The organism is Speluncibacter jeojiensis (genome assembly GCF_029589495.1).
GTDB lineage: Bacteria > Actinomycetota > Actinomycetes > Mycobacteriales > Mycobacteriaceae > Speluncibacter > Speluncibacter jeojiensis.
The window spans coordinates 160,217-179,787 of sequence record NZ_JAAIVF010000008.1; the positions used below are offsets into that span (position 1 = coordinate 160,217).

Below are 19,571 nucleotides of genomic sequence, written 5' to 3' on the forward strand. Positions count from 1 at the left end.
CATGGCCACGCTTCGTGGTGTCCGCGCGCGCTTCGGCATGGTGATGCTTGCGGCCGTTGTGACGGCGGGATGTGCTGGGGGACAAGATAGCTCGTCGGGGCCGTCGCAATCGTCGGCGCCTGGGCCCGTGGGCTACGGCGACCTGACGGTCGACGGGCAGACCGCAGGTGTTTCGGCGGCCTACAAACAACGGGTGGCCGACTACCTCCGCACCCTGGATCCGTGTGGCTTTGTCGACGCGGGGGTTTTCGGTCTGGGGAAGCCGGCGCTGTTGCGCGGACCCACCGCGATCGACAAGCTCACCGACTGCACGGAGGTGTTCGACGTCCGCAGTCTCGAGCGGGTGACGTTCCGGCTGGTCGCGGACCGTGACCTCCGGACCGATCCCGACGGCGCGGTCGCAGGCACTCCGGTCGACCGGTTACGGGACGGCTACCCCGATTGCACGCTGTTCTTCCCGCTGCCGATTGCCGTGCAACCGGATCGAAGCGGTGAGATCACGGCCCGTCCGCGACCGGTGCGCTCCGGTGTCGAGGTAGCAGGGCTGCCCGACGCCTGCGGGGTAGCCCGGAACGTCGTCGCGGCGACCATTCGGTTGGCCAGGACCGTGCCGCCGAAGCGTGCGCCGGGTGGCGTCCTGACCGGCCACTCCGCGTGTGAGGTCGGCGAGCACCTGCCACCGCAGGTGAAGGTGAGTCAACTCAAGGCTTCCCAGGATCCCTACACCTGCACGTTCGCGCTCGAACGCCCGCCCGGTGTGTCGCTCCCACCCCAGTACACGGTGACATTCGGTGTGCACGCCGCTGCGGAGCCGTTCGGGTTCGTCACAGGTCACGACTACTGCAAGAGCATCTACCGTGCGGGTCCTGTCGACACCGCCACAACGGCATGGGGGCCCGCCGTCGCCGCGATCGGAGACGGGTACCGGTCGCAGACCGCGATCGCGCCGCAGATCGAGGTGCAACTTCTCGCCGGCGTGGGCAACCGGTGCGACGTATCGGAGGCGATCTTGCGGGCGGCCAAGGAGTTGTTCATCGATGCGCATTGATCGCCCCTTTCAGCGGCTGCGACGACTCTCGGTTCTGCCGGCGGCGGTGCTGGTCCTGCTCCTGTCGGCCTGCTCGACGGTGTCCGGGCAGGCTGTGCCGGCCGGTGGCAACGCACCCCGCGCCGGCTCCGGTGAGACCACCCGGTCCGACACGACCGAGTCCTTCTACGCCCGGTTCGGGTCGCAGACCGCGGCGCGAGCGCAGGAGCGCACCGCAGCACAGCAATTGGACCCGTGCGGCTATCTCGATCTGCCCACCGTGACCAAGCTCGGTAAACAGATTGCGCTCGGTCCCGGGTCGACGCTCGACTCCTGCGACATCATTCTCGTCGACCCTGACACCAATCGACTGCGCTACGGATTCCGTATTCGCACCGGCAACCTCGACGACCCGGTCTTCGCGTCCGACACCGACCATGACGTACGGGCACACTTTCCCGAATTGTCCGTCGACGGAAAGCAACTGCCGGTCGCGGAGTACTCCAGCTATTGTCTGGCGCTGTTCCCGTCGGTGCAGGGCACCACATTCAACTTCCAGTTCACGGCACTGCAGAACGATGTACCGCATCCCTGCGACTTCGCTCGCGATGCCCTGAACGCCACGCTCCGGCTGGTGCAGACGCATCCACAGCGGCGGGATTCGCCTGCGCGCAACCCGTTCCGCCTGTCAACGGTCGATCCGTGCCTGGCCTTCGCCGCACTGCACGAGGTCGAGTCCGTCGATGCGATGGACACCACCTTCTGCCGGGCGAATCGCGGTGACGGTCAGCCGCACGAGATCAAGTTCGAGATCGACGAGACGTCACAGGCCGACCCTGCGGATCCCACAGCCGACACGATCGACGTGGTCGGGAAGACGGCGCTCGAGTTGCGGACCGTTCGAGGGGACACGGACAAGCTCATGTGCCAGGTGGTGGTGTTCATGGACACCGACCATCCTGAGCACACGATGACGATCGACGGTCCGCAGGAACGCAGTGGCGCCATCGTGGTGACGACTCCGTCCTGTCCGGAGTCCCGCACTCTGGCGGTGCGTGCGGTGCACCTGGCCGGCACCTGATCTCGGCCGGCCCCGCGCTCAACTCGGTTCGTCGAACAGTGAGGGTTCGTCGAACAGCGACGGCTCACCGGGCACGTCGAACAGTGCCCCCTGGTGCACGTCCGGTGGATGGGGGAGCTCGGGCGGGATGACCACCACCCGCAGCGCCGCGCGCAGCGAGTCGACGGTCCGCTGCCACGCCAGCATCTCGTGTTCGCACGCGTCGGCCTCCGCCGAATCGCCCTCGGCGCGGGCCGCTTCGGCGGAGGAGTGCCACGCGAGTACCTGCTCCCCGGACAGGTGCAGGTACTCGAGGATGTCGTCGCGGTCGTGATCGCATACGGCCGCCACCTCCTCGGCACTCAGCTTCGGCGCGTCACCGTCGGGGTCGAGTTCCAGCAGAGTCAGCAGCGCCGGCGGCAGGACCGCCTCGCCATCCGCGTCGTCGGCCGCGTGCTCGCCGTCTGCGGCGGCGGCAGCCCAGTCGTCGTACCCCTCGTCGCAGGGACGCTCGTCGTCATCGAGTACGGCGCTGTCGAGATCTTCGTCCTGCTCGTCGTCGGTGCCGTAGAGCCGTCCGGAGAACCGGTCGGCGAAGGCCGCGTCGGCGGTGGCGAGGAAACGTCCCATGTGGCCGAGCAGGTCCAGCAGATGCGCGGGCACGAACGGATCGCCGACCACGTCGATCTCGGCGTGCAGCCGGTCTTCGATGAGCAGCAGCCGCAGGTGCGCCCACCGCGGCACCAGGTCGGTGATCAGCTCGGCCGCCCGGGTGCGCCCGTTGATGCCGTGCAGCAACGGAACCCAGATACGCACCATCGGGCAGTGCTGCGTGACGATGACGTACACGCTGCGACCATGCACTCGCAGCTCGAAGTCGCCGTCCCGATCGACGTGCGGCGCCGCCCCGATCGCGGCGGTCAGCACCTCGTCGACGACCGCGACCAGATGGTCCCGGTCGTCGGGGCAGATCGGCTCGTTCGGGTCCGGTGTGGGAGCGTCGTCCCCGGCGGGCTCGGCGCCTGCGAGCGCGATCGGGTGCAGGCCGTCGGTGGTGCGCACGAACACCGGATGCTCGACGCCCCAGACCCGGCGCAGCGCGGCGACCGCCATCTGCGCGAGCTGATCGGCTCGGCGGGCCGGCAGGTCCACGAAGTACGCACACGAGCCGCCGCCGGGATCACCCTCGGGCGGGCAGGTCGGCGGGAACCAGCCGAGTTCGACCAGCCCCGACCGCTGCTCGTCGGACAACGGCGCGTCCGGGCCGTCCGCGAAGACCTCGCACCGCACGTGCTCGGCCGTCCACGCATGGAACCGGACGCGCGGCGGCCCGTCGACCGACTCCACGGCACCGGGGCGCAACTCGACCATGTCGCCCGCGTCCAGTGCGGCGAGGTGATCGGCGAGGCCGGCGCGGAACTGCCGCCAGGCCCGCTCGACCGCGTCGTCGAAGTCGGTGAAGTCGGTCATGGCAACCCCCTGTCGTACGCCGGCCCACTGGGTGCGGGCGGCCGATGTGGGAACAACGTAGCCCCGGGGACCGACAGAAAGCCTGTGTGCTCGACCACACCGCGCCCACCGGCGCGATGATGCCCCCTGGGGTATGTTGGAGGACATCGTTGTCGTGCCTGAGGAGGCTAATTGTGTGTCGAGCGGTGACCTGCCGGAAGTGCGGTAAGACGACGTGGTCCGGGTGCGGGCAGCACGTCGACGAGGTGATGCGGTCGGTTCCCAAGAGTCAGCGGTGCACCTGCCCGGAGGACGCGCCATCCGGCGGATTCCTCGGGCGGCTGTTCGGGAAGGGGTGATCGGCGTGGTCGACAACAACACGGCCGGCAGCGCGATCCGCCGCACGGTGATCGTCGGCGGAGTTGCGGCGGGCATGTCCACGGCGACGCGGTTGCGGCGTAACGACGAGAACATGGAGATCGTCGTCCTCGAGCGCGGCCCGTACGTGTCGTTCGCGAACTGTGGACTGCCGTATCACCTCGGCGGCACCATCGCCGAGCGCGACGAGTTGCTGCTGCACACTCCCGAGTCGCTCGCCGAGCGCTTCGACATCGACGTGCGCGCCTCCCATGAGGTCGTCTCGATCGACCGCGGGGCGCGCACGATCACGGTCGTCGACCGGTCTGCCGACACCACGGGCACGCTCTCGTACGACGCCCTGGTACTCGCCACCGGCGCGTCGGCCGTGGTGCCGCCGATCCCGGGCATCGAGCGCGCGCACACGCTACGCGACGTGCCCGACCTCGACTCGGTCATGGCCGATCTGGAGCGGGACCCGCGCAGCGCTGTCGTGCTCGGCGGCGGCTTCGTCGGGCTCGAGGCGGCGGAGAATCTCGCCGGCCGGGGCCTGGACGTCACGATCGTCGAGGCCGCCGACCAGATCCTCGCGCCGCTGGACGCGGAGATGGCCGCGGTCGTCGCCCGCCACCTCGAGGGCAACGGCGTGCGCGTGCGCACCGGGCTGCGCGCGGTCGCCATCGACGAGGACTCGGTGCGGCTCGACGACGGCTCGGTCGTTCCCGCCGCGCTGGTGCTCGCCTCGACCGGCGTGCGGCCGGAATCGGGCCTGGCTCGCGACGCCGGGCTCGAGCTGGGCGTGGGCGGGGGAGTGCTCGTCGACGCGCAGCGCCGCACCGGCGATCCGCGCATCTTCGCGGTCGGCGACGTGGCGGTCGAGTCCAGCGCGGTGACCGGGCAGGACACGCTGGTGCCGTTGGCCAACATCGCCAACCGGCACGGCCGGATGGTCGCGGACGTGATTTGCGGCCGCACCGCCGGGGCGTTGCCGAGCCTGGGCACCGCGATCGTCGGGCTGTTCGGCCTGGCCGCCGCGGTGGTCGGGGCGAACGAGCGCACGCTGCGACAGCAGGGCCGGGCGATCCACGTCATCCACACCCACCCGTCCGACCACGCCGGCTACTATCCGGGCGCCGAGATGATGAAGCTCAAGCTCGTCGTCGACGCGGAGACCGGGCTGATCCTGGGTGCCCAGGGCGTCGGACGGTCGGGCGTGGACAAGCGGATCGACGTGATCGCGACTGCGATGCGGGCCGGGCTCAGCGCCGCGGATCTGGCCGACCTCGAGCTCGCGTACGCGCCGCAGTTCGGCTCGGCGAAGGACCCGGTGAACATGCTCGGCATGATCGCCGACAACCTCGCCGCCGGTACCGTGGGCACCACCCAGTGGCACGAGGTGCACGCCGCGGTCGCCGCGGGCGCGACGGTCCTCGACGTGCGCACGCCCGAGGAGGTCGCCGCCGGCACCATCGCCGGCGCGGTGAACATCCCGCTCGACGAGCTGCGCAAGCGGCTCGACGAGGTGCCCGACGGACCCGTCATCGCCACCTGCCGCGTCGGCATGCGCGGCTACCTGGCCACGCGGATCCTCACCCAGGAGGGCCGCGACGCGACCAACCTGGACGGCGGGATGCTGACCTGGGAAGACGCGGGGCTGCCGCTGGCGTGAGCCGGAACACGGCGTCCGGGCGCCCGTCCCCAGAGTATGCTTGCTGATAGGCAAGTAATTGGAGGACGGGTGCCCGGACCGCGCAGCAGTGACGACCGCTTCGGTGAGGATGAGGTCAACCGCATCCGGATAGCGCTCGGGCGCATCGCCCGTCGCGTCGACCGGCACTCCTCCGAAGAGGGGATGACCCGCACCGAGTTCTCGGTATTGGCGACGACCGCGCGCCGCGGCCCGCTCGGGGTGCGTGAGCTCGCCGAGATCGAGGGCCTGAACCCGACGATGCTCTCGCGGATCCTCGGCAAGCTCGACGACCGTGGCCTCGTCGACCGTGCCGCCGACGCCAACGACAAACGCGCCGTACGTGTCTCTACCACCCCGGCGGGCAAGGCGCTGCACCGGCGGCTCAAGGCCAAACGCTCCGCACTGTTCGCCGAGCAGCTCAACCTGCTCACCCCCGAGCACACCGAGCAGCTGCTCACCGCGCTGCCCGCGCTCGAGGAGTTGGCGGATCATCTGGTGCGCCTGCCCACCCCGGCTGTCGGCGAGCCCGCGGGCGCCGCCCGATGACGGTCACCGAACCGAAGCCCACCCGCAGCCTCGCGTCGCTGCACCGGCAGACCTTCGCCGCGCTGGCCAACACCAACTTCCGCCGCTACATCTCCGGCCAGTCGTTGTCGCTGATCGGCACCTGGATGCAGTCGATCGCCCAGTCGTGGCTGGTGCTGCAGCTGACCGGCTCCGGCACCGCGATCGGTCTGGTCGTCGCGCTGCAGACGGTGCCGATGCTGCTGCTCGGGCCGTACGGCGGGGTCATCGCCGACCGCGTCGACAAGCGCCGGCTGATGGTCGTGCTGCAGTCGCTGATGGGCGTGCAGGCGCTGGTGCTCGGCCTGCTGACCATCACCGGCACCGTGCAGATGTGGCACATCTACCTGCTCGCGGTGGCGCTGGGACTCAACCAGTGTTTCGAGAGCCCGGCGCGCCAGTCGTTCATGCTCGAGATGGTCGGCCCGCGCGACCTGCGCAACGCGGTGAGCCTGCAGTCGGTGCTGGTCAACGTCGCCCGCGCGGTCGGGCCCGCGGTCGCCGGCCTGATCATCGCGACCGGCGGGCTCGGCCTGTGCTTCATGCTCAACGCGGTCAGCTTCGTCGCCGTGGTCGTCTCGCTGCTATGCCTGGACGTGTCCAAGCTGGAGCCGTCGCCGCCGGCGAAACGTGAACGCGGACAGCTGCGGGCGGGCATCGCGTACGTGCGGCGTACCCCGGCGCTGGCGGTACCGCTGGTGATGATGGCGCTGATCGGCTGCCTGACCTACGAGTTCCAGGTGGTGCTGCCGGTGGTCGCCGAGCACACCTTCCACGCGGGCGCCGACTCGTACGGGTTCCTCACCGCCGCCATGGGCGCGGGTGCGGTGGTCGGCGGACTGGCGATGGCGACCTGGGGCCGGACCGGCAACAAGGCGCTGGTCGTGACCGCGACCGCATTCGGCGTGGTGATGACGGTCGCCGCGCTGGCGCCGAGTCTGGGCACCATGATCGCGGCGATGGTGCTGGTCGGCGCGGTCAGCGTCGCCTACACCGCGACCACCAACAGCACCCTGCAACTGGAGGCCGACCCGAGCATGCGCGGGCGGGTGATGGCGCTGTGGGCGGTCGCGTTCATGGGGTCGACGGCGATCGGCGGGCCGGTGGCCGGCTGGGTCAGCCAGACGTTCGGCGGCCGCGCCGGGCTCGCGCTGGGCGCGGTCACCTGCTTCGTCGCCGCGGCGGTCGCGACCCTGGTGCTGCGGCGGGTGCGCGAGCGCCGACCGGAACTGGTCGAGGAGATCATCACCGCGGACTGACGGGTGGTGTCGGTCATTACCTCTCGGGTAATCGCGCGCACACCGGACGCGAAATAGCGTGATCGGCATCAGGATTCAACCCTCGACCAAGGAGTCACGATGCCGACCTTCGACACCCGCGACCACGTCCGACTCGCCTACGAGGACTACGGAACCGGCAGCCCGATCGTGTTCGTCGCCAGCTGGGTGCTGAGCGCCGACATGTGGGAATACCAGGTGCCGCACCTCGTCGAGCAGGGCTACCGCTGCATTCTGATGGACCGGCGCGGACACGGCCGGTCCGACCGCCCCGCCGCCGGCTACGACATCGACTCGCTCGCCGACGACCTCGCCGAGCTGATCGAGCTTCTCGACCTGCGCGACGTCACCCTCGTCGGCCATTCGGCCGGCGGCAACGAGGTCGCCCGCTACCTGAGCCGGCACGGCGAGGACCGGGTCGCGCGGGTGGCGTTCATCTCCTCGACGCTGCCGTACCTCGAGCTGACCGACGACAACCCCGAGGGTGTGCCGGAGGCCGCGTGCGAGGCGCTCGTCGACGCGATGCGGGTGGACCGGCCGAAGTGGTTCGCCGACCGCGCGCAGGGTTTCTTCGCCACCCACCTTGGCAACACCGTCTCGCCCGCGCTGATCGACCTGACCATGCGGCAGTGCCTGTCCGCCGCGCCGTGGGCGACGATCGCGTTCTGGCGCGCGGCCTTCCACAACGACGGCCGCCCGGACCTGCGGCGCCTCACCGTTCCCGTGCTGATCCTGCACGGGGCGGCCGACCAGTCCACCCCCGCCGAGCTCACCGGCCGGCGCACCGCGAAGCTCGTCCCGCACGCGGTCTACAAGGAGTACCCGACCGGCGGGCACGGCATGTACATCACGCACGCCGCGCAGTTGAACGCCGACCTGGTCGAGTTCGTCAAGGGCTGAGCGGTGGTGTCAGCCGCTGCAAGTGCCGACGACGCCCGGCACCTCGAACGTCTCCGAATGGGTGACCGAGGCGACCGGTGCGGTGGAGCCGGGGTTGATGGTGGGGAACGCCGATCGGCTCGCGGTGACCGTGACGGTCAGGTCGCCGGTGCCGGTCGGGATGTCCCGCACGCCGACCTCGCGTCCGTTGGTCTGGACCGTGTTCTGGCCCGACTTGCCGGTCGTGTGATTGGTCCAGGCGACGGTGGCACTGTTGAACGGCAGGAACTGGGCCACCAGATCGAACGGGTTCGAGGTGTTGACGCTGAGGTCGACGGGGTTGGCGCTGAGCATCTGTACCACCGGCGGGTTGTCGATGCCGTTGGGGAAGTGGCAGAACGTCATCGCGCCGAATCGCACGTTGTGCGCGGGCCCGCCCAACGGGAACGGCATTGCGATGTCGCGGCCCGGGGCGGCGGCCGCCGATGCGGTGGGCGCGAGGGCGAGGCCGGCGCCCACCAGTAGTGCGGCGGCACCAAGCGCGGTAGCGGCCTTGCGGTGGGCGAGGGGCTTGCGCGTCACGGGGACTCCCGGATGGTCGACGGTCACGGCACGATCACTGGGGACATCGTCGCAGAAAAGCTGTGTGTTGGCTGGGAGTGGTGCGTGGTCGGCGTTGCGGCTCAGCCTGCTGCGCACAACGCACGGCTCGGCCGGCCCACTATGCTGTGGAACCCATGGCACTGAGCGCAACCCTGTACACCTTCACGATCCAGCTGGCCGACGTCGACCGCGGCGTCTATCAGGACCTGGAGTTGCGGGTCGCGCGGCATCCGTCCGAGACCGCCGAGTACATGCTGACGCGGCTGCTCGCCTACTGCCTCGAATACGAGGACGGCATCGCGTTCAGCGACGGCGGGGTGTCCGCGACCGACGAGCCGCCCGTGCTCGTGCGCGATCTCACCGGCCGGCTGACCGCCTGGATCGACGTCGGCGCGCCCGACGCCGACCGCATCCACCGCGCCGCGAAGCTCGCCGACCGGGTCGCGATCTACACCCACCGCGACCCGGCGAAGGTGCTGGCGGCGTTGAGCGGCAAGCGGATTCACCACGCCGAGGCCATCCCGCTCTACAGCCTCGACCGGGGGTTCGTCGACGCCGCCGCCGCGGCGATCGCGCGTCGCACCACCGCGAGCATCTCGGTGACCGAACGCGAGCTCTACCTGGACCTCGACGGGACCGGGTTCAGCACCCCGATCGAGGAACACCGGCTGGGGTAGCCGCCTGCCGAGGCGTCATCCGCGGCGCGTCGTCTGAGCCGGGACGGCCGAACATCCGAGCCGGGCAGGTCAGGCGCAGTCGATGCACCGCCGCGCGGAGGGCAGGGCGTCCAGCCGCTCGTCGCCGATTCGGCGGCCGCACTTCTCGCAGACTCCGTAGCCGCCCGTGTCGAGCCGGTGCACGGCGGCGTCCAACTCGTCGAGGTCGCGCCTCGCCTCGGCGAGCAGGGACGCCGTCTGCGCGCGTTCGAACGCGACGGTCGCACCCTCCGGGTCGTGCTCGTCGTCGTTGGTGTCCAGGCGTGAACCCTCGATGATCTCGTCGAGCCGGGCGGTGAGGAAGTCGATGCGGTGCGCGGCGTCGGCCCGCTCGGCGGCGATACGCTGCCGCGGCCAACCGCTGCCCGATTGGGGGTGCGTCATGGTTCGGTCAACGCGAGACGATGCCGATCCGATACCCCGGCGCGCCGGGGTATCGGATCGCGGCGCGGGCCGGCTGCGGCAGCCGGTCAGCGGCGGGCGAAGCGGGCAGGCTCGGTGCCCGGCAGCTGCACGACCTTGCCGCGCGCCACCAGGTGCCGCAGGTGCGCGGCCGCCTCGGACATCGCCATGTTCTGCGCGAGCGGGTGGAACTCCCCCCACGGGCGGTACCACTTCATCCGCTGGGCGACCTCCCAGAGGGTGATCTCGTCGTCGCCGAACGCTTCGTAGAGATGCTCGAGTCGCTCCTCGTGGTGCGCGATCAGTTCCTTCGCACGACCCGGCAGGTCGGTGATCGGGGTGCCGTGCGCGCCGAGGCCGCGGGTGATGCCCATCGACTGGACGTGGCCGAGCGAGTCGAGGAACTCCGCGAGCGCGTCACGCTCCTCGAGTGGATAGGTGAAGTTGCCGACGTGCGGGGTGGTCTTCTGCAGCACGTGGTCGCCGGTGAACATGACGTCGGCGTCCTCGAGGTAGAAGCACGCGTGTCCGGGGGTGTGCCCGGGCGTGAACACGACCTTCAGCCCGCGGCCGGCGAGCGAGATCACCTCGCCGTCGGTGAGGGTGCGGTCCGGCGCGGACTGTGGGCCGGCGGGGGCGCTGTGCCCGAGCGCAGCGAACGCGTCGCGGGCGTCCGCGGGGGCGCCGGCGTTGGTGAGGTTCTGGACCTGCTCGGTCACCCACGCCTCGTCGTGCGGCGACGACATCAGCCGGAACATCTCGTGGTCGGCCTCGTGCATCGCGATCCACGCACCCGACGCCTCGCGCACCCGCCCGCACAGGCCGGTGTGGTCGGGGTGGAAGTGCGTGAGCACGACGCCCTCGACCTCGGAGATCGAGTGGCCCACCGACTCGAGCCCGCCGGTTAAGCCTTCCCAGCCCTCGTCGCCGTCCCAGCCCGCGTCGACCAGCACTATCCCGTTCGGCGACTCCATCGCATAGATGAGCGTGCTGCCCAGCGGGTTGTGTGACATCGGGACCGTGATCTGGAAGATGCCATCACCGATGGCCAATGCGTCGGACATATCACTACCTCGCTGTGAATCGGGGCAAAGTCTTCTGCTTCATCCCTACCTCACAGGTGTGGTCTGGCGCACCAGGGGTCCCGGTAACAGGGAAGGGGTCGCGCGGGGGTCGGTCCCGCGGCGCGGTCAGTCCTGTGGCGCCCCGACCGGGATGGTCTCGCCCAGGCCGTCGCCGGCGCAGTCGCAATCGCCGCAGTCACAGCCGGCGGGGTTGCAGTCGCCCGCGTAGGTGTCGTCGTCGGCGTCGCAGTCCAGCGCGGCGTCGAACCGGGCGGCGAAGTCGTCGTCGAGGTCGTGGGTCAGCTCGTGGATCTCCTCGACCAGGTTCAGCAGGTGCTGCGGCGCGAACGGGTCCGCGTCCAGCAGCGTCGAGACCAGCAGGTGCTCGCGGTCGAGCGTGAACCGCAGCCGCGGCCACTCCTCGGACAGGTCGAGCAGCGGCCCGGCGGCGCGGGCGCGGTCGGTGACCCCGTCGAGCAGCGACGACCACACGTGCAGCTGCGGGCCGTCCTCGGCGACCGTGACGTACAGCGCGAAACCGTGCACCGGGACGACGATGTCGCCGTCCTCGTCGAGGTCCGGCTCGGCGCCGAACAGTTCGGTCAGCGCGCGCAGGCAGTACGAGCGCAACTCGTCGCGGTCCTCGGTGGCCACGGCGAAGGCGTCGTCGAGCTGCAGGGGGAGGTCGGCCTGATCGGTCATGGTTCCTCTGTTCGCGTGCAGGGGGTGGGCGGGCACCACGGTACCGGGTGCGGGTGATCTCTACCTGCCGGGAAGTCACGGCGCATTGATAGGTTGAGCTGGTTCAGCGCCGATGGATCGCGCGCGATGGGGAGGACATCAACGGTGGGGAAGAACCTACGGCTGAGCCCGGAAGCGGCTCAGCAATGCGCGGATGCCGTGCAGGAACTGATCGACGGCTTGGAAACTCAGATGCAAAAAGTCGACCGACTCACGGACTTGCGGTCGGCCGCTGGGTCGTTGCATTCGGCGCGGCAACTCATGGAAGGGTTCGAGCGCAAGGCTCGCGGGAGTTCAGACTCTTTGTACGAACGGCTCGGCCAGTTCCGCGACGTAGCAATCCGTATGCGCGAGAACTTTCTTGCGGGAGGCGAAGGGTTCGCTGCGATGGAAGAGCAGTTCGCTACCACTCTCGGCGAACTCGGGAAGGACCTGGAAGCGTGAAGGCCTTCAAAGCGTTGCTCGCAGTGCTCGCGGCCGCCTCACTCGCGGGATGCGCTTCGGCGACGACGGGTCCTCCCGCGGCTGGATCGACGGCTGTCACAGCTTCCCAGTCACCTAAAGCGTCTGAATCTTCTGCGCGCCAGCAGATTCTGTTCGATCCGTGCAAGAGCCTGCCGCGGGAGGTGGTGATGAAGGCGGGCTACGACCCGAACAACCTGGAGCCGTCCGACTTCGACGGTGGCAGCTACAAGTTCCTGGTGTGCGACCTCAGTTCCGACATGTACAGCTTGGGCATCTCCTCCGGCAACATCAGTGTCACGGAGCAGCAAGCACAACAGAAGCGTGATTCGCCGACGAAGGTCGTCACGCCGATCACGGTCGCCGGAAGGTCGGGCTTCGAGGCTCGTGACCCGAGCCGGCCGAACATGTGCACGTTGGCATTCCAGGCGTCGTACGGCGAGGTGCTTCTCACGCGGTACCAGCGTGAGAAGGCGACGGATGCGGGGCTCGACGTCTGCGATGGGATGCAGCAGACGGCTGTGACGATCGCAGCGGCGCTGCCGGTGGGGCGTAGGGCTCCAGCTTGACGGTTGGTTCAGAACAACGTCGGCTGCGCGGGTGCGCCGCCGCGGGCCTCGCGGACACGGGCGTTCCAGCGCTGCACCAGCCACATCTCGACCAGCTCGGGCTCGGTGTCGGCCTGCCGCGCCCAGGAGTGGAGCAGCTCGAGGTAGTGGAGGTAGCGGCGCGGAGTGAAGTCGTTGACGGACGGGTCTTCGAGCCAGCCCTCGTGTAGCAGCGTCGACACCCCGTGCTGGTCGACCAGTTGGGCGGGCCCGGCGGACGTGTGGACGTCGGTGGCCCACAGAAACGTTGCCAGCAGCGCGACGCCGACGCCGGGGGTGATGGGCCATGCGGACCAGGGCCGGTTCGGGTTGTCCGGCATATGGCGGCACTGCAGACAGTGATCGAGCGTGTGGGTGATCTCGACCAGCGGAGACTTGCCCGGCTGGGCATGGCGGTCGACGATGTCCGGAAAGCGGAGCGCGGCCCGCCGATCGGGGTGCCTGCTGCGCCAGGCCGCGCACAGGAACAGCAGCCCCAGCGCGTCGTTGTCGCCGTCGACCAATTCCTTGTGGTAGCGCAGATCGTTGCGCTGCAGCACCGCCCTCCCGGTGTTGACGATGTGACCGTCGAAATTGCGTGCTCGCAAACTGATTTCGTGGCCTGCCTTGGTGACCTGGGAGTTCCACCAGTCCAGATCGATCTCGACGCCGTCGTCGAGGACGTGCAGGTCGTATGAGCGGGTGCTGCACCACTGAATGCAGGCGGCCGGCGGTTCGAATTCGTCGTCGGGTGGGTCCATGAGGTGATCTTGGCAGTGGGGTGTGACAAGGGGGCGGGAAGACCGGGCCTCGGTTCGTAGTTCGGGGCTGTCGTCAGCGGACGAACCGGGACGAAGGATCACCAAAGTGGTGAGCACTTCTCACAAGAGTGCACGATCTCGCTGCGGTCGGAACAGGGGAGGATGGAGGTCCGAACGCTTTCCGAGGCGGAGGGCGACCCTGCGCGTGATCTGTGCGGGAAAGCGGATGAGCTGACGACGGCGCTACTACCGTAGTGGCCGAGATTGATTGTCTGGCCGGGTGATTCAGTTGATTAATTTGGCGTTTGGACACCGGGATCGCTCACCTCATCAATCGGCGCCATCTACGCACGCACCTACTCCGCGCCGCCCCTGGCCTTCGCGACGGGTCATTCTGCAACCACCGCACCGCTCTGCAACACTTCGGACGGCATGGGCCGCCGCAACCGCCACGTGATCGCGATCGGCCGCTCCCCGCGGTGCTCGACGTAGTCAACCTCGCTGAGCAGGAGGAACGGCGCTGCACCCAGTTCGTTGTGCGGGCGGTCGCGGACGAACAGCAGGACGTGGGTACTCATCTCGCGGTGGTGCAGGAAGCGCTGACCTGGACCGGAGGACAGCGCGGTCGAGTTCGGGGACTCCCAATGAAACAGGTCGCGGGCAATCGGGAAGTCCCTGTACATCGTGGTCGGGCTGAACTGACCCTCGTCCTTGTGCAGGTTTACGAACAGCGCATCGATCTTGGTGTCCGGCGCCCAGATCACGCCACCGGCCTGGCCGCGGGCGGCGCGCGCCATCGACGCCCAGTTGGTGGCGGCGAGAACTTCCTCGCGGCGGTAGTGAGCGTGCGTCAAGAGCGGAATCGACGCGAGCGCTGGGCTGATCGTGCGTGGGACATGGGCGATCCGCTCCATTGCGACGCCGAGCAACTGGGAGATTTCCTCGCACACCGCGGGATGAATGCGTAGGTGCGCGAACGCGTCCTCGTAGGCGTCGAAGCCGCCACGATTGGGCCAGAGCGTGAAGAACAGCATCCGCCCCAGGGTCTGCTCGCGCTCGGACAGGTCGTTGTAGCTGGGTCCGTCGACCGAGGCGAGGCGGCGGTAGATGTCGGCGCGCTCGGGATCGTCGACGTGGGTGAGGGCAGCGACGCGCCGCAGCAACTCGTCCTCGTCCGGCCCGGCCGGTGGCGTCGGCAGGCCGGCGTCGCGGCGTAGGGCCGTCCAGCTGCCGCGGCCGCTGTAGACGTCGACCAGCTCGTGGCCCGACTCGCGGAGGTACGTGGCCAGGGACGCGATGCCGTGCGAGCGGACGTCGTTGACCATCTCCTTGCGCTGATTGAGACGCAGCGAGGCCCGCACGTTCTCGGTGACGATCTGCTGAGAGACCTTGTCGAGGATCAGACGACTGCCACCGGGCAGATAGGGGAAGCCCTCCTCGATCTCGGTGATCAGTCGCTTGCGGGACGACCCGGTCAGTGCGCGGTAGCGGGCGTCGATGCGGAACTCGCGCCGCTGTTGGCCGATGAAGTCGAGGACCGTCAGTACCGCCTTGCCCGCACTGCGACGCAGGCCGCGGCCCAGCTGCTGGAGAAATATAGTGGCGCTCTGGGTGGGCCTCAGAAGAAGCAAGGTGTCGACGTCGGGGATGTCGAGGCCCTCGTTGAACAGGTCGACGGCGAACAAGCACTGCACCTCGCCGGCCCGGAGCGCGGCGAACGCCTCGGCCCGCTCGGTTCGGGTGGACTCACCGGTGACCGCCAGCGATCGGACGCCCTGATCAGTGAACACCCGGGCCATGTACCGGGCGTGCTCGACCGAGACGCAGAATCCGAGGGCCCGCATACGCGTCGGGTCGACAACCTTGTCACGAATGCCCTGCAGCACGAGTCTGGTGCGGGCGTCGTTGCCGGTGTAGACGTTCGACAGTGCGGCCTGGTCGTAGCTGCCGCGGCTCCACGTCACGGCTCGTAGGTCGGTGTTGTCCGCGATGCCGAAGTAGTGGAACGGGCACAGCAGATCTTGGTCGAGTGCATCCCACAGGCGCAACTCGTAGGCGGCGCGTCCGCCGAACCAGTCGAGGACGTTGCGGCCGTCGGAACGCTCCGGGGTCGCGGTGAGTCCGAGCAGTTCGACGGGCTGCAGGTACTCCAGCAGTCGTCGGTAGGTTGCGGCCTCGGCATGGTGGAACTCGTCGACCACGACGACCTCGAACTGTGTCGCGTCCAGGGTGGCGAGGGCCGCGGCATTGAGTGACTGGACGCTGGCGAACACGTGCTTCCATGCGGTCGGCCGGAGACCGTCGACGTACAGCTCGCCGAAGTTCGCGTCGGACAGGACCTCTCGGTACATGCGCAGCGCCTGCTCGAGGATTTCGTTGCGGTGCGCGACGAACAGCAGTGGCAGTCGACGCCCGGCGGCGTCGGAGAGCCGGTGGTAGTCCAGGGCGGCGACCACGGTCTTGCCGGTGCCGGTCGCGGCGACGACGAGGTTGCGGTGCAGGTCGTGGACGACGCGTTCGACGTCGAGGGCTTCGAGGATGGCTTCCTGGTGCGGCTTCGGGCGGACCTCGAGACCGGAGAGGGTCAGCGTGACGCGTCCCGATCCTGCGCCGCCGGCCTCGGCGAGTGCGCGGTCGAGGAGCTCGCCGTCGGTGGTGGGGTCGTAGTCCTTGAACGCCGGGTCGTTCCAGTAGGTGTCGAAGGTGGCCTCGAACTTGCGGATCAGGGCGGGGGTGCTCACGCCCGAGATGCGAACGTTCCATTCGAGGCCGTCGAGGAGCGCGGAGCGGGACAGGTTGGAGCTGCCGACGTAGCCGGTGTCGAATCCGCTGGCGCGGCGGAACAACCAGGCCTTGGCGTGCAGGCGCGTGGACGCGGTCTCGTAGCGGACACGAACCCGGGCGCCGTACGTGGTGACGAGTTCGTCGACGGCGCGGCGCTCGGTGGCGCCGCGGTAGGTGGTGGTCAGCACCCGCAGCGGCACACCCCGGTCGCGGATCTGCGCGAGTTGCGGTGCGAGCACGCTGATGCCAGCGAAGCGGATGAACGCGCACAACAACTCCACTGTGTCGGCGCTGGCCAGCTCGTGCGCGACCTCGCTGGCCATGTTCGGCTCTCCGCGGGCATTGGTCAGCAGTGCGACCTCGGATAGCGGCGTCACCGGACGAGGGATCGGCTCATGCGACGAGGACAAGCCGAGCAGCTGCTCCAGCGCAGGTAGGCGCTCGTCGACGGCACCGAGATCCGACAGCACCCGGTTGGCCAGCTCGCGACGAGCTTCCGGCTCGGCGATGTCCTCCAGCGCGCGGGTCGCTGCGTCGGCGATGTGCCGGCTGAGGACGTGCGGCGAATCTCCCTTCGGAATGTCTTCGAACTGCGGCATCAGCTCGGTGTCCTGCAGCTGAGTATCGAGACGGTCGGTGCGCAGGAGCTCGTAGATGCCTTGGGGGAGGGCGTCGGTCACCGGGACAGTCGATCACATGGTCGTGGATTCGATACGGGATAGTGCCGGTCGAACGAGCTCGGGCGGCTTTTCGTCCTCCGTCGCGCTCGGCGGTGTGGGAATCCTGCAAATGATGTCGTCGTTCGTGTGACTGACAGCGCTCGAGCATGTCAGTTGCCTCGGCTAATCTCAGCGCAGCACGCGGGCATCTTGTGGACCTCCCCGCGTGGTTCGACGGTAGGCAGGGAGATTGTGACGGTGGCGAACGAGCTCGCGGACTTCCTCGACCCCACCGAACCGGAGCTGGAGGACGCCTGGCGTTCAGTTGCCTCGAGAGCCGACGCCGGCGCCGGCCGACAAGTCAACTTCATTCCCGCGGAAGTCGTGCTCTGCCTGTGCGCCATGCGGTTGGTCGATCACAGCCGGTTCGGTAGCAGTTCGGCGAGCAGAGCGCCCTTCCCGGTGCCGGAGTTGGCTCGCCTATTCAAACGGCCGAACTCCAGCATCCTGGCGAAGATGGCCAATCTGGACGGTAGTCGCCCCAACGGGGGCAAGCACGACCAGGCGGTGTTCGAGCGACTGACTGCGGCACCGGACACGCTCGACACGCTATATCGGCGGATGCTGCGGTGCGCTCGCCGTCAAGGTGTCGGTCCGGATCTGCTCCCCGATTTTCTCGATCTGCTCGACTTCGTCGAGCACTCCGAACCTGTTCACTCCGGTGAGAGCAGGGGCACGACGGTTCCGTCCATGGAGTACCCGCGGTGGTTCCACGGGATCGACGGGCAGGTCATTCTCGACCGCACCCATGTCTGGATTACCCGGGACGGCGTTTCCGGCTACCCCCTACCGACCGAGCCGCGGCGTGCGCCGTTGGCTGCGGTGCGTGAGTGTCGGCTCATTCCCTCGCGGCGTGGTTCGGGAGGGCTGGCACACATACTCGTAGACGGAGCGGAGGACCTGGCGCAGGACGCGGACTGTCACCCCGAGGCGGTCTTCTTCGGCCATGAGCAGCGAGCCGAATTCGAGTTGCTGGCAGCACTGTTGGCCCCGGACGATGCCGCCTCTGGACGGATCTCGACGCCGGAAATCGACTTCCTTTCTGCGCTAGATCGGTTGGATCATGTGGCAACGGCGCAGGAGGTCCTCGATGCGGTGATCGCGGAGCGGGGGCTAGCCGACGGCTCCGAGGCAGCCGAGAAGTTGGCGGAAGCTCTGGACGGTCTCGATGACGACCCGCGCGTCAGTTGGGCATGGGTGGGGGAAGTCTGGGTCGCCGCGGGAGGGACTCGTCCCGACGAGGAACCGGACCGGATCGCGGTCTTGAAGGCATTGGGGAGCCTCGTCGACACGCTGCCGTCGGACACCGGCGTCACCGCGCTCTTTTCCGCGGCCCGCGGCACTGCGATCGCCGGCCTGCCTCACCAGCGGCTCGCGGCACTGTGGATGGCGCTGTATCCCGACACATCGGAACAGGATTCCGGCCAGGACGACGGTCTGGTCGACTCGACACCGAGTCGCGAGAACGCGCATATGTCCTCGATCGGTGAATCCGATGCGAACTCGGACGTTGGATATTCGGTTGTGCGTAATACGTGTTTGCCGCAACCGACTTCGACGCAGGCATCTGCGAGTCGGGTGGAACCACCCGTCGCAGCTACACCCACTGTCACGCGGCCGCCCACGCGGAGTGCCTTGGTGGGCGACCGGTGGCGGGTGTACCTCGACAGCGCCGGGTTTCGCACGCTTGCGGTGTGCGATCCGAGCACCGAGGCCGTAGAGGTCACGAAGGGGGAATTGGTGGGTCGTCGCTTCCTGGACCCGACCGCCGCGGCCGCGGCCGTCGTCGAGCGGTACGAACCCGGGGCCGATGCACCGGCCGACGGGTGGACCGCCTGGACCGTCGATGACGGCAGCGGCCGGTCGCTGGCGGCGGTGCGGTACGTCATCCCGACCGAGGTCGACCACGTTCAGGAATCCCGACTTGCAGGAGGTGAGCAGTCGACAAGGCGGGCGCTCGGAGGCGCGAGCACCGCGGATCTGGGAATCGCCTGGTTCATCGAGCAGATCCGTGATCGAGGTGCGACAGCGACACGGGTGACGGGCACACGGCGTACGGCGGTACGCGTGACGGTGCGGGGTCACGATCCGATTGTGGTGCGGGTGAAGACCCGCACCGACGGAACCTGGCAGGCGTCGAAGACCGACGAGAACCTGGATACCGACGACACAGGCGCCGGATTTTGGGCGTTCGTCGATCTCTGGCTCAGTCCGCCAGCGGTGTTCATCCTTCAGGCGAAGGATGTCGCGGACGGGATTCGGCGCGCAACGGACGCCTGGGTGGCCCGGGACCCGCGCCGCGAGAGGATCGGCCACCATGCGATCGAGCCGGCGCGCGTTCGGTATGGCCGCGACCGTTGGGACCTGCTCGGCCTGCCGCAGTAGGAGGTCCATCTGGGGTCGCCCCGCGCATGTCGCACCGACTACTT

17 protein-coding genes are annotated in these 19,571 nt (G+C 68.8%); 10 read left to right on the forward strand and 7 right to left on the reverse strand.

All coding sequences use genetic code 11. The features are described from left to right. The first annotated feature begins 193 nt into the window (after positions 1-193). Together G4X40_RS21125 and G4X40_RS21130 are read left to right on the forward strand one after the other, a co-directional pair. Positions 194-1,048 (forward strand): hypothetical protein, encoded by an 855-nt coding sequence (locus tag G4X40_RS21125; RefSeq protein ID WP_277835481.1) that lies wholly within the window; start codon positions 194-196, stop codon positions 1,046-1,048. After that, positions 1,038-2,108, forward strand: coding sequence for a hypothetical protein (locus G4X40_RS21130; protein WP_277835483.1), 1,071 nt, complete (start codon positions 1,038-1,040; stop codon positions 2,106-2,108). Before G4X40_RS21125 ends, G4X40_RS21130 begins: the two co-directional genes overlap by 11 nt. Positions 2,109-2,126: 18 nt before the next feature. Here the strand turns inward: G4X40_RS21130 and G4X40_RS21135 are convergent, their stop codons facing one another. Continuing rightward, positions 2,127-3,557 (reverse strand): T3SS (YopN, CesT) and YbjN peptide-binding chaperone 1, encoded by a 1,431-nt coding sequence (locus G4X40_RS21135; RefSeq protein WP_277835485.1) that lies wholly within the window; start codon positions 3,555-3,557, stop codon positions 2,127-2,129. 373 nt (positions 3,558-3,930) lie between these two features. Here G4X40_RS21135 and G4X40_RS21140 point away from each other — a divergent pair, with 373 nt between their 5' ends. The 4 genes from G4X40_RS21140 (at position 3,931) to G4X40_RS21155 (ending at position 8,324) form a co-directional block, all read left to right on the forward strand. Continuing rightward, positions 3,931-5,562 (forward strand): FAD-dependent oxidoreductase, encoded by a 1,632-nt coding sequence (locus G4X40_RS21140; protein WP_277835703.1) that lies wholly within the window; start codon positions 3,931-3,933, stop codon positions 5,560-5,562. A gap of 69 nt (positions 5,563-5,631) precedes the next feature. After that, on the forward strand, positions 5,632-6,129 hold the full coding sequence (locus tag G4X40_RS21145; protein WP_277835487.1) for a MarR family winged helix-turn-helix transcriptional regulator: 498 nt from the start codon (positions 5,632-5,634) through the stop codon (positions 6,127-6,129). Next, positions 6,126-7,406, forward strand: a complete 1,281-nt coding sequence (locus tag G4X40_RS21150) for an MFS transporter (RefSeq protein WP_277835489.1) — start codon at positions 6,126-6,128, stop codon at positions 7,404-7,406. Before G4X40_RS21145 ends, G4X40_RS21150 begins: the two co-directional genes overlap by 4 nt. Positions 7,407-7,505: 99 nt before the next feature. After that, the gene (locus tag G4X40_RS21155) at positions 7,506-8,324 is read left to right on the forward strand and encodes an alpha/beta fold hydrolase (RefSeq protein WP_277835493.1); all 819 of its coding nucleotides are present in this window, start codon (positions 7,506-7,508) and stop codon (positions 8,322-8,324) included. A gap of 9 nt (positions 8,325-8,333) precedes the next feature. Here G4X40_RS21155 and G4X40_RS21160 read toward each other — a convergent pair whose 3' ends face one another. Then, positions 8,334-8,885: a hypothetical protein gene (locus G4X40_RS21160; protein ID WP_277835494.1), complete on the reverse strand. Its 552-nt coding sequence runs from the start codon at positions 8,883-8,885 to the stop codon at positions 8,334-8,336. Positions 8,886-9,040: 155 nt separating this feature from the next. On the opposite strand from G4X40_RS21160, the gene G4X40_RS21165 reads away from it, so the two are divergent. Further along, a complete protein-coding gene (locus tag G4X40_RS21165; RefSeq protein WP_277835495.1) occupies positions 9,041-9,583 on the forward strand; it encodes a YaeQ family protein in 543 nt (180 codons plus the stop codon). Positions 9,584-9,652: 69 nt separating this feature from the next. On the opposite strand, the gene G4X40_RS21170 is transcribed toward G4X40_RS21165, so the two are convergent. The 3 genes from G4X40_RS21170 to G4X40_RS21180 all read right to left on the reverse strand — a co-directional run bounded on the left by G4X40_RS21170 (position 9,653) and on the right by G4X40_RS21180 (position 11,790). After that, on the reverse strand, positions 9,653-10,006 hold the full coding sequence (locus tag G4X40_RS21170; RefSeq protein WP_277835497.1) for a TraR/DksA family transcriptional regulator: 354 nt from the start codon (positions 10,004-10,006) through the stop codon (positions 9,653-9,655). Positions 10,007-10,092: 86 nt separating this feature from the next. Continuing rightward, positions 10,093-11,088: an MBL fold metallo-hydrolase gene (locus G4X40_RS21175; protein WP_277835500.1), complete on the reverse strand. Its 996-nt coding sequence runs from the start codon at positions 11,086-11,088 to the stop codon at positions 10,093-10,095. Between the two features lie 126 nt (positions 11,089-11,214). Further along, entirely contained in the window at positions 11,215-11,790 is a 576-nt protein-coding gene (locus tag G4X40_RS21180) for a T3SS (YopN, CesT) and YbjN peptide-binding chaperone 1 (RefSeq protein WP_277835502.1), read from the reverse strand. A gap of 144 nt (positions 11,791-11,934) precedes the next feature. Between G4X40_RS21180 and G4X40_RS21185 the strand changes: the two genes are divergently transcribed. Both G4X40_RS21185 and G4X40_RS21190 read left to right on the forward strand, forming a co-directional pair. Continuing rightward, positions 11,935-12,273: a hypothetical protein gene (locus G4X40_RS21185; protein ID WP_277835505.1), complete on the forward strand. Its 339-nt coding sequence runs from the start codon at positions 11,935-11,937 to the stop codon at positions 12,271-12,273. After that, positions 12,270-12,860 carry a DUF3558 domain-containing protein gene (locus G4X40_RS21190; protein WP_277835507.1) on the forward strand — a complete coding sequence of 197 codons (591 nt, stop codon included), beginning with the start codon at positions 12,270-12,272 and terminating at the stop codon, positions 12,858-12,860. Before G4X40_RS21185 ends, G4X40_RS21190 begins: the two co-directional genes overlap by 4 nt. An 8-nt stretch (positions 12,861-12,868) precedes the next feature. Here G4X40_RS21190 and G4X40_RS21195 read toward each other — a convergent pair whose 3' ends face one another. Then, the gene (locus tag G4X40_RS21195) at positions 12,869-13,639 is read right to left on the reverse strand and encodes an 8-oxoguanine DNA glycosylase OGG fold protein (protein ID WP_277835511.1); all 771 of its coding nucleotides are present in this window, start codon (positions 13,637-13,639) and stop codon (positions 12,869-12,871) included. A 389-nt stretch (positions 13,640-14,028) separates the two neighbouring features. Beyond that, positions 14,029-17,103 carry a DUF3427 domain-containing protein gene (locus G4X40_RS21200; protein ID WP_277835513.1) on the reverse strand — a complete coding sequence of 1,025 codons (3,075 nt, stop codon included), beginning with the start codon at positions 17,101-17,103 and terminating at the stop codon, positions 14,029-14,031. A 237-nt stretch (positions 17,104-17,340) separates the two neighbouring features. Here G4X40_RS21200 and G4X40_RS21205 point away from each other — a divergent pair, with 237 nt between their 5' ends. Beyond that, complete coding sequence (locus G4X40_RS21205) at positions 17,341-19,527, forward strand: hypothetical protein (protein WP_277835514.1); 2,187 nt, start codon at positions 17,341-17,343, stop codon at positions 19,525-19,527. The last annotated feature ends 44 nt before the right edge of the window (positions 19,528-19,571 follow it).

Coding starts and splice junctions, on each gene's coding strand:
- G4X40_RS21130 (WP_277835483.1), top strand. CDS start 1,038: ATGCGCATTGATCGCCCCTTTCAGCGGCTGCGACGACTCTCGGTTCTG.
- G4X40_RS21135 (WP_277835485.1), bottom strand. CDS start 3,557: ATGACCGACTTCACCGACTTCGACGACGCGGTCGAGCGGGCCTGGCGG.
- G4X40_RS21150 (WP_277835489.1), top strand. CDS start 6,126: ATGACGGTCACCGAACCGAAGCCCACCCGCAGCCTCGCGTCGCTGCAC.
- G4X40_RS21155 (WP_277835493.1), top strand. CDS start 7,506: ATGCCGACCTTCGACACCCGCGACCACGTCCGACTCGCCTACGAGGAC.
- G4X40_RS21165 (WP_277835495.1), top strand. CDS start 9,041: ATGGCACTGAGCGCAACCCTGTACACCTTCACGATCCAGCTGGCCGAC.
- G4X40_RS21170 (WP_277835497.1), bottom strand. CDS start 10,006: ATGACGCACCCCCAATCGGGCAGCGGTTGGCCGCGGCAGCGTATCGCC.
- G4X40_RS21175 (WP_277835500.1), bottom strand. CDS start 11,088: ATGTCCGACGCATTGGCCATCGGTGATGGCATCTTCCAGATCACGGTC.
- G4X40_RS21180 (WP_277835502.1), bottom strand. CDS start 11,790: ATGACCGATCAGGCCGACCTCCCCCTGCAGCTCGACGACGCCTTCGCC.
- G4X40_RS21195 (WP_277835511.1), bottom strand. CDS start 13,639: ATGGACCCACCCGACGACGAATTCGAACCGCCGGCCGCCTGCATTCAG.